Below are 14,599 nucleotides of genomic sequence, written 5' to 3'. Positions count from 1 at the left end.
CCTCCGGCTTCCTTCAGATTCCACCTCACGGTGGACACCCTTGCCTTTAGCTAACAGTTCCTACTGCCAAGTCTGTAGTGGACTTTCACCACCAAGTTATCGCCCATGCCGGGCGCACATGCAAAAAAACATCGCATAAGCGATGCTTTCAGTTACTATTTTTTATCAAGGCGCGACATAAATACTGTTAGGAGCACAATAAGTCCCCCTGAAAGAAAAATAAAGACCCAGCGGAATTGATGATATATTTGAGAAAATATCGCAAACACTGAAAAAACAAGTGTAATCCCAATCATCAATATCACAATTTGCGGCACAGTGAAGCCTTGCCGGAGTAATCGGTGATGCAGATGATCCTCATCTCGCTCAACCATGGATTGCCCATTTAAAAACCGTCGAACAATCGCATAAGAAGTATCAAATAATGGCACCGCATAAAATAAAATCGGCACAATCAGTGAAAATATACTGATATTTTTTAAATTATATACTGTTAAAGTCGCGAACATGAACCCAATAAATAATGCTCCCGTGTCACCTAAGTATATTTTGGCGGGAAACCAGTTAAATGGAAAAAAACCTAGAATCGATGCCGCTAATAAAACGAGCATCATAATGAGCGTGAGACGAATTGACAAACTTGAAATATAAATCATGACTGTCAGTGTCACTAAACTTGTTGTCGCAACACTACTGACTAAACCATCTAACCCATCTAATAAATTCATCGCATTCGTTACAAAATAAATCCAAGCGATCGTTAATACGTAAGCTAATGAGTCAAATAACCAGGCCGGCACTTCCGCGATTAATACAGACGAAAAAGCCACATCCGTATAAAAATAAATGACATTCGCCGCGATTAAAATGCCCAAAGTCTTCTGCCAAGGCTTTAATTCAAAGTAGTCATCGATGATTCCAGTGAGTAATACAATGGCAGAGGCTAAGAAGATATTCCATTGCGGACTGTTAAAAAGCAAGACCGGAAACATCGTAAAAAAGCCCAGCCAAAAGCTAGCAAACACCGCAATACCCCCATAATTAGGCGGTTTCCCGTCTTTTTCAGGAAGTATCTTTTGCAATATAAAAGTAAAACAAAAAGAAGCGATGAATGTCAGCAATATATTCCATCCGCCTACAGTTATGACTGCCAACATTCTCCCTCCTTTAACTCACAAATCTTTTAATTTATTTCCAAAAATCATCATAAACCGTAATCGGTAAATGGCGTTTATGACGTGTTCTGATAAACCAATCTTCAATGACTTTGGCATCTTTTTCAGCCACATCTTCCCCACGTAAGTAAGCATCAATCGCTTTATAACTCACACCAAGTGCATCTTCATCAGCTAGTTGTGGACGATTTTCTTCTAAATCGGCTGTCGGAACTTTTTCATAAAGTTCTTTGACAGCACCAAGTTCTTTCAACATTTCTGCTCCTTGACTCTTGTTTAAGCGCCAGAGCGGCAGAATATCTGCAGCCCCGTCTCCGAATTTTGTGAAGAAGCCTGTCACACTTTCAGCCGCATGGTCTGTACCAATCACGGCTCCTGCTAGTTGACCTGCAATGGTGAATTGTGCAATCATACGCTGACGTGCTTTGACATTCCCCTTATGATAATCATTCACTTCAATATTATTGACTTCAACAGCTTCAATCATTGCATTTGTGACTGCTTCAATGTTAACCGTCATTGTTTGGTCGGCTTGAATAAATTCAAGTGCTAGTTGAGCGTCGCTTTCATCTGCTTGAACTCCATAAGGTAAACGAACCGCGATAAATTGATAACGTTCATCACCAGTTTCCTCACGCAATTCAGAAATAGCCATTTGAGCAAGTCTTCCTGCTAAAGTCGAGTCTTGTCCGCCACTAATTCCAAGAACATAAGTAGAGAGTCCTTGATTCTTTAATAAATAGTTTTTTAAAAAATCAACCGAGCGACGAATTTCTTTTTGGACATCAATCTCTGGTAAGACCTTTAATTCTTCGATAATTTCTTTTTGTAATGGGCGCATAGCTTACTCACCTTCCTTTAAAAGCTCTTCTTCTATCTCAAGGACATGATTGTCAACTTTATCACGAATATCTTTAATGCTACGCATCTTTTCATCGTATAAGTTTTGAGACAGATCGACTGGATATTGTTCTGGATTCAAGATACGTTTGTACTCATCCCATAAAGCAGAGATATTATGAGCCGCATAGTCACGTATTTCGTCGACTGATGGTAAATCATACACACATTTACCGTCTTTCCAAACTTCGGTGAGTAGTGGACGTGCGGTAAAATCAACGACAGTCTTATTAATATAAGTATGAACCGGGTGGAACATAAAGAGTGACTCTTCTAAGTCTGGACGCTCTTCAATAAGTGCCACGTAATCACCTTCTGATTTACCATCATGGTTACGTGTTATACGCCACACTTGTTTTATTCCTGGTGTAGAAATTTTGGCTGCATTACTTGAAATTTTCATTGTTGGCACTAATTCGCCTTTAGAGTTTTCGATACTTACTAATTTGTATACGGCACCTAAAGCTGGTTGGTCATAAGCTGTAATCAGTTTTGTACCAACACCCCAGTCATTAATTTTAGCCCCTTGCATACGCAAGTTCAGAATAGTCTTCTCGTCTAAATCGTTAGATGCTATGATGCGCGCATCAGGGAACCCTGCTTCATCTAATTGTTCACGAATACGTTTTGATTGATAGGCCATATCGCCTGAATCAATTCGAACACCGATAAAGTTAATTTTATCACCTTGTTCCTTCGCTACTTTAATTGCGGTAGGTACACCTGAACGTAAAGTATCGTATGTATCTACTAAGAACACCACGTTCTTATGCGTTTTAGCATAAGCAGTAAAAGCTTCATATTCATCACGGTACGCTTGAACTAATGAGTGAGCATGTGTTCCAGAAACGGGAATACCAAATAATTTCCCTGCACGCACATTACTTGTCGAATCAAACCCGCCAATATAAGCCGCTCTTGATCCCCAAATCGCCGCCGCTGTTTCTTGAGCACGACGTGATCCGAATTCTGCTAAAGAATCGTCTTCGTCAACGACTGATTTTAAGCGCGCTGCTTTCGTCGCAATTAAAGTTTGGTAATTCAGCATATTTAGAATGGCCGTCTCAACTAGTTGACATTGACCTAACGGACCTTCAACTTGAATCAATGGCTCATCTGCGAAACATAATTCACCTTCTCGCATTGAACGAATGGTTAAATTGAATTCCATATTCTCTAAATAAGTCAAAAATTCTTCCGGATATATTTCTAAGCTTCTTAAATAGTCCAAATCGCTCTGAGTAAATTTCAAATTATTGATATAATTTAAAATCCGCTCTAACCCTGCAAAAATAGCAAAACCATTCTCGAAAGGTATTGATCTAAAATAAGATTCAAAGACTGCTTTGCGTTGATCCATTCCATTCTGCCAATAGGTTTGTAACATATTAATCTGATACAGATCTGTATGTAACATTAAACTATCATCTTCAAATTTATACATAAGCATCCTCCAGTAAACTGTTTACTTCATTTCTTGTATATTATATCACATAACTAATAGTGTATTTTAACTCGCCACTAATTATTCGAGCATCACTTAAATTATTTTAAATATAGCATAAATAGACCAGATTTCATATATATTACACTTTAATGGGCTTTTATGAAGCAATAAAAAAACAAGAAACTTCCGAAAAAGTCTCTTGCCTAATAAAATCATTATGATAATTTATTCTCACGTGACGATAATTTAGCAACAATTGAAGGTGTAATCACGCTGGTGATGACAACTGCCATTAATGTTTCAGATGCAGCGGCAGTTATGTATTCTCCAAGAACCTCTGGATAAATACTTCCTAAAATTCCTGCTGTTGAAACTGATAATCCAGCAACTGTCATAAATGTCGCACCAACGGACCCATCATTGCCTAAGACATTGCGGTCAATAACAACAAAGATGACACTTACAATATAGAAGACAATTGTTACAATAATTCCTGCTCCTCCTGCTTGGAACGCTTCAATTAAGTTCATCCCGTAACCTAAGTTCCAACCCATTAACATCGTTTAACCTGGTAAAGCGGGCATGAATAAACTTCTAAAATTCGGATCAATATTGCCAAAGGCAATCCCTGCTGCCATCGGGATAAGTGTACTTAAAACAGGCGTCCAGTCCATGCCGCCCCCACTTGATATACCAAATACAATCATTGGAACTGCAGCGATACTGAATAGACCTGTGATACCGTAAACTGCTGTATCTTGTTCCGTTCCGTATTGTTACATTAATGATAAATACACAGCTGGGTTAATTGAACAAATAACAATTGTAAATGCTAAGGCATTAATTCCAAAAACTCCTGGTAAGCCAAAGATTGAAATATACAATAAACTTAATCCAACTCCAACAGCAAATTTAACTAACAATAGAACACCTTGACGTTTTAAAGCATATCCGATTTTCTTTAAGTCAATCCCAGTTCCCGAGCAAAAAACAATCGCACCAACGATTCCGTTCGTTCCTGAACCTCCAAAAATATGTTCAGTTAAACCACCTACTTGGAACAAGTTTGGCCAAAAAGTATATAAAATTGCACTAATCAACATTGGGACTAGAAAAGTTCCTGCAGGAACTTTTTTAATCGCATTTAACACTAAAATTTCAACTCCCCTTATTTATTGGAAATCCTATCATAGCATGTTTAACACTTGTAACTATTAAACATGCTGTGTAAACGTATTAATCATATTTTTTGAAATCGATTTAAATTTGTTTTATAGTAATAAATAGAGGAGATGTTATATATGAAAAAATACATTAGTAAAAGTGCAATGGTGCTCTCAGCAGTGTTATTATTCGGAGCATCCTCCGCAACAAGTTTAAATGGCGTATTTGCTCAAGACTCAGATACAGTAGACGAAATTTCTGAATCGATTGGTGATACGGTTGACAATGCATCTGAATCGGTTGGGGATACAGTTGATGACGCAGCAAGTGATATTAGCGATGCTGTGACAGGTGAAGAAAGTGAATCAACAACGGAAGAACCTGGAGAAATGACGCATGATGACGAAGGTCGCTTACCTGGAAATATTAAGATTGAACGCGAACCTACATATAAAGTAGGCGACGATGTTCAAATTAATGCAACACATATGCCTGGTATGGAAGGCGCTCAAGGGACAGTTGTTGCTGCCTTTGATACAACTGCATACGAAATCTCTTACACACCAACAGATGACAGTGAACCCGTAGAAAATCACCGTTGGATAGTGCAAGAAGAAATTGCTGAAGCAGCTGATCAAGAAGACGTAGACGCACCGTTTGAAGTCGGTGATGAAGTGACAGTTGAAGCTTATCATATGCCTGGTATGGAAGGTGCAATGGCTACAATCGATGCCGTAAATGAAACAACTGTTTACTTAGTTGATTACATCGATACTGAAAGTGGCGAAGAAGTCATTAACCACAAATGGGTAACAGAAGATGAGTTAGCAACTTTAGATGGCGCAGAAGAAACTGCCCCAGCTACATCAGAGTCTACTCCTGAATCATCAGAAGATGAAAGTGGAAGCGAAGAATCATCGTCAGAAGATGAAAGTGGAAGCGAAGAATCATCGTCAGATGAAGAATCTGGATTAGAGTCTGAGTCTACTCCTGAGGAAAGTTCAGATGAAGAATCAAGTGAAGAAAGTACACCTGAAGAATCTAGTTCGGAAGACTCTAGCAGTGAAGGAACTGAATAATTACGAATAACCCTATCCTCCCGTTTCGGGAGGATATTTTTTTTTTACTTACTTTTACCCTAAAATTCACTGCAACAAAAAAATACCGCAAAGGCGAACCTTTGCGGTATTAAATCAATCATAAATTATTCTGCAGCTTCTGAGCTTTCTTCAGTCGTTTCTTCTTCTGACGATTCTTCAGCAGGCACTTCAGTTGTTTCTTCTGATGTTTCTTCAGCAGGAACTGATTCTTCAGTTGTACTTTCTTCTAATGATTCAGTACCTTCTGTTGCTGACTCTTCAGTTGAGCTAGCTTCATCAAAAGTTGGTGCTCCTTCTGGAACTACGATATCAAAGACTTCACCATGGTTAGCAAAGTTGAATTCCATAGAGAATGCTACATTAAGGTCTTCTGGAATTCCTTCAGTTGTTTCTCCCATATCAGCAGCGATTTCTTCCATGTTTGCTCTATCCAAACTAAAGTCCATTAACATATGAGTTAAGTAGTAAGTTTCTTTAGAGTAACGGAATTCCATCGTATCAACTAATTGGAACATGACACTCTTAGTTGCTTCCATTGAAAGATCCATTTGTTCTTCTAATGTTTGACGATCTTCTTCAGTAAATTCTTGTCCATTTGCTTCTGCTTGTTGAATCGTTTGGTCAATAGTTTCTTGTTTGATTTGTTCCATGTCTACGTGACTTTCAATATCTGCCCAGAATTCATCTGGATTAATATCTTGTTTTAAAGTCATCACGTATTCAGAATCCGTCTCACTTAAATCAAAGTATTTTTGAGTCAATTCAGGGTTACTCATTGTATCTGCTTGTTCTTGTATTTGGGCCATCATACTATCAAATTCGGCAGCAATTTGCTCTTCTTGAGCTGATACATCTTCAACAATCCAACTTGAACCATCAAATAAGTAAGCAATACCATCAATTATTGATGCTTGTCCTGCGAAATCTAAAGGCATTGTAGATGGGTTACCTTCTGCATCGGTTGTAACTAACTCACCCGTAACGTCTCCAGCTAATTCAAGTGCAAAAGCCTCTTCTACGTTATAACGGAAGTCAAAGTTTAATGCAGCATCGATAAATTGATCGGCAGAAACATTAATTGTTCCGTCACCTTCCATAGATACTACCTCTTGGTTTACCTCATTAAGTTGAGTTAGGACTTCGTCCCAGTTAGTGTCTTGAGCTGAAACAGTGGGTGCTACGACACCGAATGCCATTGTTACAGTTGTCAATAAACTAAAAAATATTTTAATAGATTTTTTCATTTTTTCACTATCCTTTCTTTACAGTTAATTATACTATATTTATCAATAGTAAGCCAAATGATATCCATTCCCAGTAAATAAAAACAAATAATCCACTGAGAATTTATCGATAACCTGATCTTTATTTAAACAATTTATTACTACTTTATCTTTAAACTTTCATCTATTATTCTTTATCCATAGCATTTGCCTAAAAAAACAAGCATGGACTCATTCGAGCACCATGCTTGTTCATAAAAGATTCATATTTTTTATTTAATGATAATAATCGTCTTCGCAAAATCAGACCACTCATCTTGTGTGGAAACTTCTTCCTCATCATCAACACCACGTGAACTTACTTTATCAAATAAGATTTTTACCGTTTGGAATAATAGTTTGAAATCAAAGGCTATGGAAAAGTTCTTAATATATAACAGATCAAAGTTCAGTTTGCTATTAAAGTCGGTACTATACTTTCCATAAACTTGCGCATAGCCGGTAATTCCTGCTCTTACGTGATGTCTTAAAGTATAATACGGATTTTGCTCCTTAAACTGTTCAACGAAGAACGGACGCTCCGGACGAGGTCCCACAAGCGACATATCCCCTTTAAGCACATTTAACAATTGCGGTAATTCATCAATTCGTGTACTTCGAATAAATTTACCGACCTTTGTCACACGCGTATCGTTTTTCGCCGCTAAAACAGGTCCTGAATCGGATTCTGCTGTCACTGACATTGAGCGGAATTTTAAGATATTGAAGTGTTTTTCACCTTTAGTAATACGCTCCTGCTTATAGAAAATAGGTCCTGGAGAATCAATCTTAATCGCAATAGCTGTTCCTAACATAATCGGCAAGGTCAAAATAGTTAAAACTAAAGAAACTAAGATATCAATGATACGCTTTAACATATTATCTTCAGATGGAATTTCAAAACTAGAAACCTCAATAATACTTTCATCTTCAAAGTTCATAATATTTGGATTAACCATCATTAAATTCTCAAATTGAGTACTTATAAATAACTTTTTATTCTGGCGCATTAAATATTCATAGATATCTAAACGTTGTTCTTCCGGTATATACCCTGTTAAATAAACAATATCCACATAATCCGCTAATTCCTCAACATGTTTTAAGTAATCTGATAAGACTACATGTGTCACTTTATGACGTTTGTTTTTCATTAATGAAAAGTTCCGAACTGCTTCAAGTGACCGGTCCGATTCTCCAACAACTAAGATTTTCTTTTGACCCCGAAGTTGCTGGTAAAGTAAGTAAACCAATACATTAAAGATAAATAACACAAAGGTCCCAACAAATAAGTTCACTAGTAACACTGATCTTGGAAATGTTAGCCAGCTTCCCGCAAAAGTCAGAGCCATAATGTAAACATTCAGTACTAACTGACTTAACATCGTAAAGTAAAAAATATCTAACACACTCTTGTTATAGAAAACATAAGTACCAAATAGAAAGTTAATAATAATATAACCGATAAATATCCATATATAACTATCTTCAAAAGCACTAAAGTTTCTAGCCGGTATATCGCCTAAAAATTTGATGTAAAATGATAAATAAATACACCCAATCGCCACTATTGAGCTTAGTATAACAGCACCAAAGCGTAACAAGTTATTCCATTCATAGCGATGCTTATTCACGCAATAACTTCCTTTCTTTCATTATTCTACTATAAAATAATTCTTATATATAATATTCTTTTTCTACCCTGTCTAATTCTATACAATTTCAATAGGAATATCAAAGAATTATTGCATATATAGCCCAAACTATCAATAGTAAACTGATTAGAATATACATTAAGAGTAAAAAAGTACCAACAAGATTCCTCCTGTCGGCACTTTTCTATCATACATAATTAGTCAATTAATTTGAATTGTTCTTCAAATAATGGACTCACTGAACGGTTTTCATGGATACGTTTAATCGCTTCTCCCACAAGTTGAGAAACCGTTACTGTTTCAATTTTATCTAATTTTTTCTCTCTTGGTAAAGAGATTGAATCGGTAATAATCACCTTTTTGATTGGTGATGCTTCTAAACGACTGATTGCTGGTCCAGATAATACTGGGTGTGTACAACAAACATAAATATCTTTCGCACCTTTTTCCAATAAAGCATCTGCTGCTAATGTAATAGTCCCAGCTGTATCAATCATATCATCAATGATGACACACGTTTTCCCTTGTACTTCTCCAACGATATTCATGATTTCAGCGACGTTTGCTTTTGGACGACGTTTATCGATAATCGCAATCGGTGATTTTAAGAATTCGGCTAATTTACGGGCACGAGTCACTCCACCATGGTCAGGTGATACAACAACAACATCATCACCTTCAAGATGGTTATCGATAAAGTAATTTGCTAATAATGGCGCTCCTAATAAGTGGTCCATTGGAATATCGAAGAAGCCTTGAATTTGAGCCGCGTGTAAGTCTAGCGTTACTAAACGATCTACCCCAGCTTGAACTAACATATTCGCAACTAACTTCGCTGTAATTGGTTCACGAGGTTGTGCTTTACGATCTTGACGTGCATATCCGTAATAAGGGATAACTACGTTAATTGTTTTAGCACTTGCACGACGCAATGCGTCAATAGCAATTAATAACTCCATTAAGTGGTCATTCACCGGATACGATGTTGATTGTACCAAATAAACATGGTCTCCACGAATACTTTCATCAATATTAACTTTAATCTCACCATCAGCAAACTGAGATATATTAATATCTCCTAATTCTACACCTACTTCATCCGCAATCTTTTCTGCTAACGGGCGGTTAGAACTTAGTGCGAAAATTTTAAGTTTTGAATCAGAATATGGTTTCTCTATCATTATTAATCCTCCAGATTTTGTTTGTCTTTGAAGCGTTCCCAGTATTTGTCTTTGTTCTCTTGACGTGACCTAGCAATTGCAAGTGCTTCTTCTGGAACATCACTATTAACCGTAGAACCTGCTGCAATGATTGCTCGGTCTCCTACTGTTACAGGTGCAACAATATTTGAGCCCGAACCGATGAATACGTCATTGCCAATTGTTGAACGGAATTTATTCTTTCCGTCATAATTTACAAATACAGTTCCACAACCTACGTTGACATCTGTACCAATATCCGCGTCCCCGATATAAGTCAAGTGTCCTGCTTTAGAGTTCTTTCCAACAACACTGTTTTTGACTTCTACAAAGTTTCCGATATGTGCCCCTTCTTTTAAAACACTCTTAGCTCTTAAGTGTGCAAATGGTCCCACAGTTACATTTTCTTCGACATTTGCAAATTCTAACACAGATTGACGAATTTCAACATGGTCAGCAATCGTTGATGAAATAATTTCTGAATTTGAACCAATCGTTGAATGTGAGCCAATCTTTGTATTTCCTTTAAGAGATACACCAGACTCGATTAATGTATCTTGCCCGATTTCAACATCTGTTTCAATATAAGTCGCTGTTGGGTTAACGAAAGTAACACCGTTGCGCATATGTTTTTCATTGATGCGTTTAGTCATTAAGCGTGTTGCTTCTGCTAGCGCGATACGGTCGTTAACTCCAATCGCTTCATCAAAGTTATCCATCGTAAAGGCTTTAACAATATCGCCAGCTTCTTTCATAATACTAATCACATCTGGTAAGTAATACTCACCTTGCGCATTTTCATTACCGACTTTATCTAAAGCTTCAAATAACGCTTTATTATTGAAGACATATGTCCCCGTATTAATTTCTGTAATGGCTTGTTCTTCTTCGTTTGCATCTTTTTGCTCAACAATTCGTGAAACTTCTTTATCACTTTGTCTAACTACACGCCCGTACCCCGTTGGGTCTTCGGCGATTGCTGTTAAAATTGTTCCTTTAGCATTAGATTCTTCATGGAATTCGAACAATTGATTTAATGTTTCTGCTGAAAACAAAGGTGTGTCTCCACATATTACAAGAGTACTTCCTTCTTCATCTTTTAATAGATCTTTAGCTTGTAGTACAGCGTGACCTGTTCCTAATTGCTCTTCTTGTAATGCAAATTCAGATCGATCTGCTAACACATCTCGCACTGTCTCTGCACCGTGTCCTACAATTGTTACAATTCGTTCAACATTACTTTGTTGAACTGCTCGTAATACATGTTCTACCATTGAGATGCCGTTTATCGTATGTAGCACTTTATATAACTCTGATTTCATACGTGTTCCTTTACCCGCTGCCAGTACAACGGCTAATCGCTTCTCCATATAAACACTCCTTATTTTAAACATTTTACTCTTAATAATTATAGCGATTATATGCGAAGATATCTACCGTTTAATTTGACAATCCTAAAGGAAACGACAAAAAAACGTTTACTCAGTCAGTTGGTTAAATAAACTTCCGGGTTGAACATCTAATTCATAACGTCTCTCTTCATCGTTATAAACTAATTGAACACTAATGAGTGAATCGATTGGTAAAGTTAATTGGTTCGTTTCGTGTGAACGATTCTCACCAAGGACACAAACTCCGACCGCCGTCGAATCAAATTCTTCAAGTAGTGAAATCATCCCTTGAGCCGTTCCACCATTACGGAGGAAATCATCCACGATTAATACACGTTGATTCTTTTGTAAACTATTCTTTTCCAACTCCATTTTCTTAACCGTTTGGTGTGATCCAGATACATAATTAACAGAGATGGTTGGTCCGATACCATCCGTTGAATCACGTCTTGCAATCACATATGGAACGTTTAAGTATCGTGCGACAATCGTAGCAAGGCCAATTCCTTTTGACTCTACAGTCATGACTGCATCAATATTATTATGAATATAATGAGAAGCAATCAATCTGCCTACTTTACTTAACATGTATGAATCTTGCAAAATATCACTCATATGGATGTAATTACCTTGTAAAATTCGCTTTCCATGCGTAAATTTATCAATCAAAGTATTCAATAACTCTTTTTGTTCAATTAAAGGCACTTTTGGATAGAAGATAATTCCACCTGCTGCACCCGGAAATGTCTTAACTTCTCCGAGTTCATTAATTTCAAAGACTTCTCGAACAAAATCAATATCTTCACTAATCGAAGATTTAGCGGCATTCAAAAACTCAACAAAATAAGACAAGTTAATTAACTGTCCTGGTCTATCGACTAAGTAATGGGAAATATACAACATACGTTGATTACGTTTTGGTTTATAATTTTTATCAGTCATAATGAAAGTCACCTCTTAGCCATATTCTACCAAGACACAAACAATAAGTATATATATATTAATTTTGTTCGTGTTTATACTCGCCATTGTTCGTGTCTTTGTCTTTCTCATAGGGAACCAGCCAATACTATGTTAAAATATATACTATATTTAAGTTCACATGATTAACGCAAAAGAAGGTAGGTAAAGAAAATGGCAATCAAAATCACTCGCCGAACGGGTTGGTTATTCAATATGGGTGCAAAATTAAACATAAAAATTAATGGAGAAGTCGTTGGGAAACTGTCGGATAATAGCTCGATTAATATTGACATTGCACCACCAGAAGTACAAATACAAGTCTCTCAATTCGGTGGCTTGCGTAGTAATAAGCTCCCAATCTCTGATGGCGATATTGTCACAATCACTGCCTCACCTTTTAGTTCTTTTAGTTTTCTTGCTATCATCTTGTTAATGTTAATTTCTCGCCCCTTGGCAGAGACACATTGGACACGTTATGTCGCGATTATTGCACTGATTGGTTACGGAATTAGTCATCTTGTGATTCCAGGTTATCATTACCGATTAAGTAAACGACAATCGTGAGATTTTTTACTGATATTTTTTAAGCGAAACTTGAGACAAACCACTAGTCCATTTGGCCGGAGTTGACGCTACTCAAGACAAACCGCTACCCCATTTGGCTCGAGTTTACCCATTTACAATAACAGCACAAAAAAAGATCACCGCAACTCAGTTGCGGTGATCTTTTCGTATTTATCTATTTTTCAACATTCGCAACAGCTGCTACGATGCGATTTAATAAGACTTCATCTTCCAGTTCAGTTACAACACGCGCAACTTGTTCAACCGATTGTTCTTTTAACATCGCTTGTAAATGCTCGCTCTCTTTATCTTCTGGATTATCATAGTGGAAGATCATTCCGACAACTTCCATTAGATTTTGATACTCTAAATCACGTTCTTTAGCTTCGCGAATTGGACGAATAAAGCGTTCATTGGGTCCTAATTTACGAATTGGTGTTCTCGCCACTCGAGTAACATCATCTGATATATATGTATTTTCAAAGCGATTTACAATTTTATTTGCATAAGCTTCGTGCTCAGTTGCATCAAAATCCCATTTGTTAATTAATAATGCGCCAGTTTCTTTGAGTACATTTTGTAGAAGGTTCAAGATTCGCTCATCACTGATGGCTTCATCAATTGTTTTGTAACCATAGAAAGCTCCAGCATAAGCAACCGTTGCATGTCCTGTATTCACTGAGAATAATTTACGTTCAATAAAAGGCTCTAAATCATCAACATATAACACACCTTCTAGGCGGATATCTTTTGCTTTCGCTTTTGTTGAGTCAATCACCCATTCGCTAAATGGCTCGACCGATACGAATAGTGGATCTTCATGTTGTTGATTCGGCACAATACGATCTACCGCTGCATTCGGGAAGCCAACATATTGTTCCACATAAGATAAGTTATCTTCTGTTAAGAACCCTTCAACTTTCTCACGTAAAAAGTCTGATCCACCAATCATATTCTCACAAGCAATCACATCAATCGCTTCTTTAACATCTGCTTCTTGACGCGCTTGAATTCCTTGAGCGATTAATTCGGCAATGTAAGGGAGAACATTAGGTCCAATGGCCGTTGTCACAATGTTTGCTGATTTGATTGCTTCAACAACCGCTTCAGGTTCTTTCCCATTGTTTAAACCATTAACATTATCGATATGAATTGTTTCGTCATCTTTAGCTGCATAGCCAATGTCATACTCTTTACGTTCTTTTAAGGCATCAATAATCGTCTCGTTAATATCTACGAAATCAATATGGAAACCATTTTTAGATAAAATCTCTCCAATAAATCCGCGTCCGATATTTCCTGCTCCAAAATGTACTGCTTTCATTATTCTACTTCCTCCTCAAACATCGCGATAATCTCTTCAGCTGAATCTGCATTTGCTAAACGCACGACGTTTTCAACATCTGAACAGAAGACAGCAATCTTAGATAATACATCTAAATGCTCATTACCTACTCCTGCAATTCCAAAGATCATCATAGCCATCTTCTCTTCGTCTTCACCTGGGGCAAAGTTCACACCTTGAGGTACTTGAGCAATCGTAATGTTTGTTTCTTTCACAAACTCTTTCCCTTCATCGGTGCCGTGTGGAATGGCCACAAAATTCCCCATGTGAGTAGTGACCACTTTTTCACGGTCTAACATTGAATCAATGTAACTTTCTTCAACCGCTCCATCCTCAACTAGTAAAGTTCCAACCGCTTTAATTGCCTCTTCCTTCGTCGAAAATGTTTGATTTAATAATATGTTTTTTGCTTTTAATTCCATACTTCTCTCTCT

12 protein-coding genes and 1 pseudogene are annotated in these 14,599 nt (G+C 37.2%); 2 read left to right on the top strand and 11 right to left on the bottom strand.

The genetic code is table 11. The features are described 5' to 3' along the window. Nucleotides 1-155: 155 nt before the first annotated feature. The 4 genes and pseudogenes from ACEN31_RS05710 to ACEN31_RS05695 all read right to left on the bottom strand — a co-directional run bounded on the left by ACEN31_RS05710 (nt 156) and on the right by ACEN31_RS05695 (nt 4,673). Nucleotides 156-1,154, bottom strand: coding sequence for an MraY family glycosyltransferase (locus ACEN31_RS05710; protein WP_407108897.1), 999 nt, complete (start codon nt 1,152-1,154; stop codon nt 156-158). Between the two features lie 34 nt (nt 1,155-1,188). After that, nucleotides 1,189-2,016, bottom strand: coding sequence for an ammonia-dependent NAD(+) synthetase (gene nadE, locus ACEN31_RS05705; protein ID WP_407108896.1), 828 nt, complete (start codon nt 2,014-2,016; stop codon nt 1,189-1,191). 3 nt (nt 2,017-2,019) lie between these two features. Beyond that, entirely contained in the window at nt 2,020-3,519 is a 1,500-nt protein-coding gene (locus ACEN31_RS05700; protein WP_407108895.1) for a nicotinate phosphoribosyltransferase, read from the bottom strand. A gap of 218 nt (nt 3,520-3,737) precedes the next feature. Continuing rightward, nucleotides 3,738-4,673 (bottom strand): annotated as a pseudogene (locus tag ACEN31_RS05695) (2-keto-3-deoxygluconate permease). 150 nt (nt 4,674-4,823) lie between these two features. On the opposite strand from ACEN31_RS05695, the gene ACEN31_RS05690 reads away from it, so the two are divergent. Next, nucleotides 4,824-5,765, top strand: coding sequence for a YdhK family protein (locus ACEN31_RS05690; RefSeq protein WP_407089437.1), 942 nt, complete (start codon nt 4,824-4,826; stop codon nt 5,763-5,765). 125 nt (nt 5,766-5,890) lie between these two features. Here ACEN31_RS05690 and ACEN31_RS05685 read toward each other — a convergent pair whose 3' ends face one another. The 5 genes from ACEN31_RS05685 to purR form a co-directional block, all read right to left on the bottom strand. Further along, nucleotides 5,891-7,030: a hypothetical protein gene (locus ACEN31_RS05685; RefSeq protein WP_407089436.1), complete on the bottom strand. Its 1,140-nt coding sequence runs from the start codon at nt 7,028-7,030 to the stop codon at nt 5,891-5,893. A gap of 251 nt (nt 7,031-7,281) precedes the next feature. Next, on the bottom strand, nt 7,282-8,682 hold the full coding sequence (locus ACEN31_RS05680; RefSeq protein ID WP_407108894.1) for a sugar transferase: 1,401 nt from the start codon (nt 8,680-8,682) through the stop codon (nt 7,282-7,284). Between the two features lie 218 nt (nt 8,683-8,900). Then, complete coding sequence (locus ACEN31_RS05675) at nt 8,901-9,881, bottom strand: ribose-phosphate diphosphokinase (RefSeq protein WP_407108898.1); 981 nt, start codon at nt 9,879-9,881, stop codon at nt 8,901-8,903. Nucleotides 9,882-9,886: 5 nt separating this feature from the next. Continuing rightward, on the bottom strand, nt 9,887-11,272 hold the full coding sequence (glmU, locus tag ACEN31_RS05670) for a bifunctional UDP-N-acetylglucosamine diphosphorylase/glucosamine-1-phosphate N-acetyltransferase GlmU (RefSeq protein WP_407108893.1): 1,386 nt from the start codon (nt 11,270-11,272) through the stop codon (nt 9,887-9,889). Nucleotides 11,273-11,380: 108 nt separating this feature from the next. Further along, nucleotides 11,381-12,235 carry a pur operon repressor gene (gene purR / locus ACEN31_RS05665; protein WP_407108892.1) on the bottom strand — a complete coding sequence of 285 codons (855 nt, stop codon included), beginning with the start codon at nt 12,233-12,235 and terminating at the stop codon, nt 11,381-11,383. A 192-nt stretch (nt 12,236-12,427) separates the two neighbouring features. Between purR and ACEN31_RS05660 the strand changes: the two genes are divergently transcribed. Beyond that, nucleotides 12,428-12,820 (top strand): hypothetical protein, encoded by a 393-nt coding sequence (locus ACEN31_RS05660; RefSeq protein WP_407108891.1) that lies wholly within the window; start codon nt 12,428-12,430, stop codon nt 12,818-12,820. A gap of 175 nt (nt 12,821-12,995) precedes the next feature. On the opposite strand, the gene ACEN31_RS05655 is transcribed toward ACEN31_RS05660, so the two are convergent. Both ACEN31_RS05655 and ACEN31_RS05650 read right to left on the bottom strand, forming a co-directional pair. Then, a complete protein-coding gene (locus ACEN31_RS05655; protein WP_407108890.1) occupies nt 12,996-14,144 on the bottom strand; it encodes a mannitol-1-phosphate 5-dehydrogenase in 1,149 nt (382 codons plus the stop codon). Then, nucleotides 14,144-14,587: a PTS sugar transporter subunit IIA gene (locus ACEN31_RS05650; RefSeq protein WP_407108889.1), complete on the bottom strand. Its 444-nt coding sequence runs from the start codon at nt 14,585-14,587 to the stop codon at nt 14,144-14,146. Before ACEN31_RS05650 ends, ACEN31_RS05655 begins: the two co-directional genes overlap by 1 nt. Between the last annotated feature and the right edge of the window lie 12 nt (nt 14,588-14,599).

Source organism: Ruoffia sp. FAM 26255, assembly GCF_045528525.1.
GTDB lineage: Bacteria > Bacillota > Bacilli > Lactobacillales > Aerococcaceae > Ruoffia > Ruoffia tabacinasalis.
This window is presented reverse-complemented; position numbering and strand designations above follow the sequence as displayed.

Bases quoted from the DNA above. Each gene is read 5' to 3' on its own strand.
- ACEN31_RS05660 (WP_407108891.1), top strand. From the start codon at position 12,428: ATGGCAATCAAAATCACTCGCCGAACGGGTTGGTTATTCAATATGGGT.
- ACEN31_RS05685 (WP_407089436.1), bottom strand. From the start codon at position 7,030: ATGAAAAAATCTATTAAAATATTTTTTAGTTTATTGACAACTGTAACA.
- ACEN31_RS05700 (WP_407108895.1), bottom strand. From the start codon at position 3,519: ATGTATAAATTTGAAGATGATAGTTTAATGTTACATACAGATCTGTAT.
- ACEN31_RS05650 (WP_407108889.1), bottom strand. From the start codon at position 14,587: ATGGAATTAAAAGCAAAAAACATATTATTAAATCAAACATTTTCGACG.
- purR (WP_407108892.1), bottom strand. From the start codon at position 12,235: ATGACTGATAAAAATTATAAACCAAAACGTAATCAACGTATGTTGTAT.
- ACEN31_RS05690 (WP_407089437.1), top strand. From the start codon at position 4,824: ATGAAAAAATACATTAGTAAAAGTGCAATGGTGCTCTCAGCAGTGTTA.
- ACEN31_RS05655 (WP_407108890.1), bottom strand. From the start codon at position 14,144: ATGAAAGCAGTACATTTTGGAGCAGGAAATATCGGACGCGGATTTATT.
- glmU (WP_407108893.1), bottom strand. From the start codon at position 11,272: ATGGAGAAGCGATTAGCCGTTGTACTGGCAGCGGGTAAAGGAACACGT.
- nadE (WP_407108896.1), bottom strand. From the start codon at position 2,016: ATGCGCCCATTACAAAAAGAAATTATCGAAGAATTAAAGGTCTTACCA.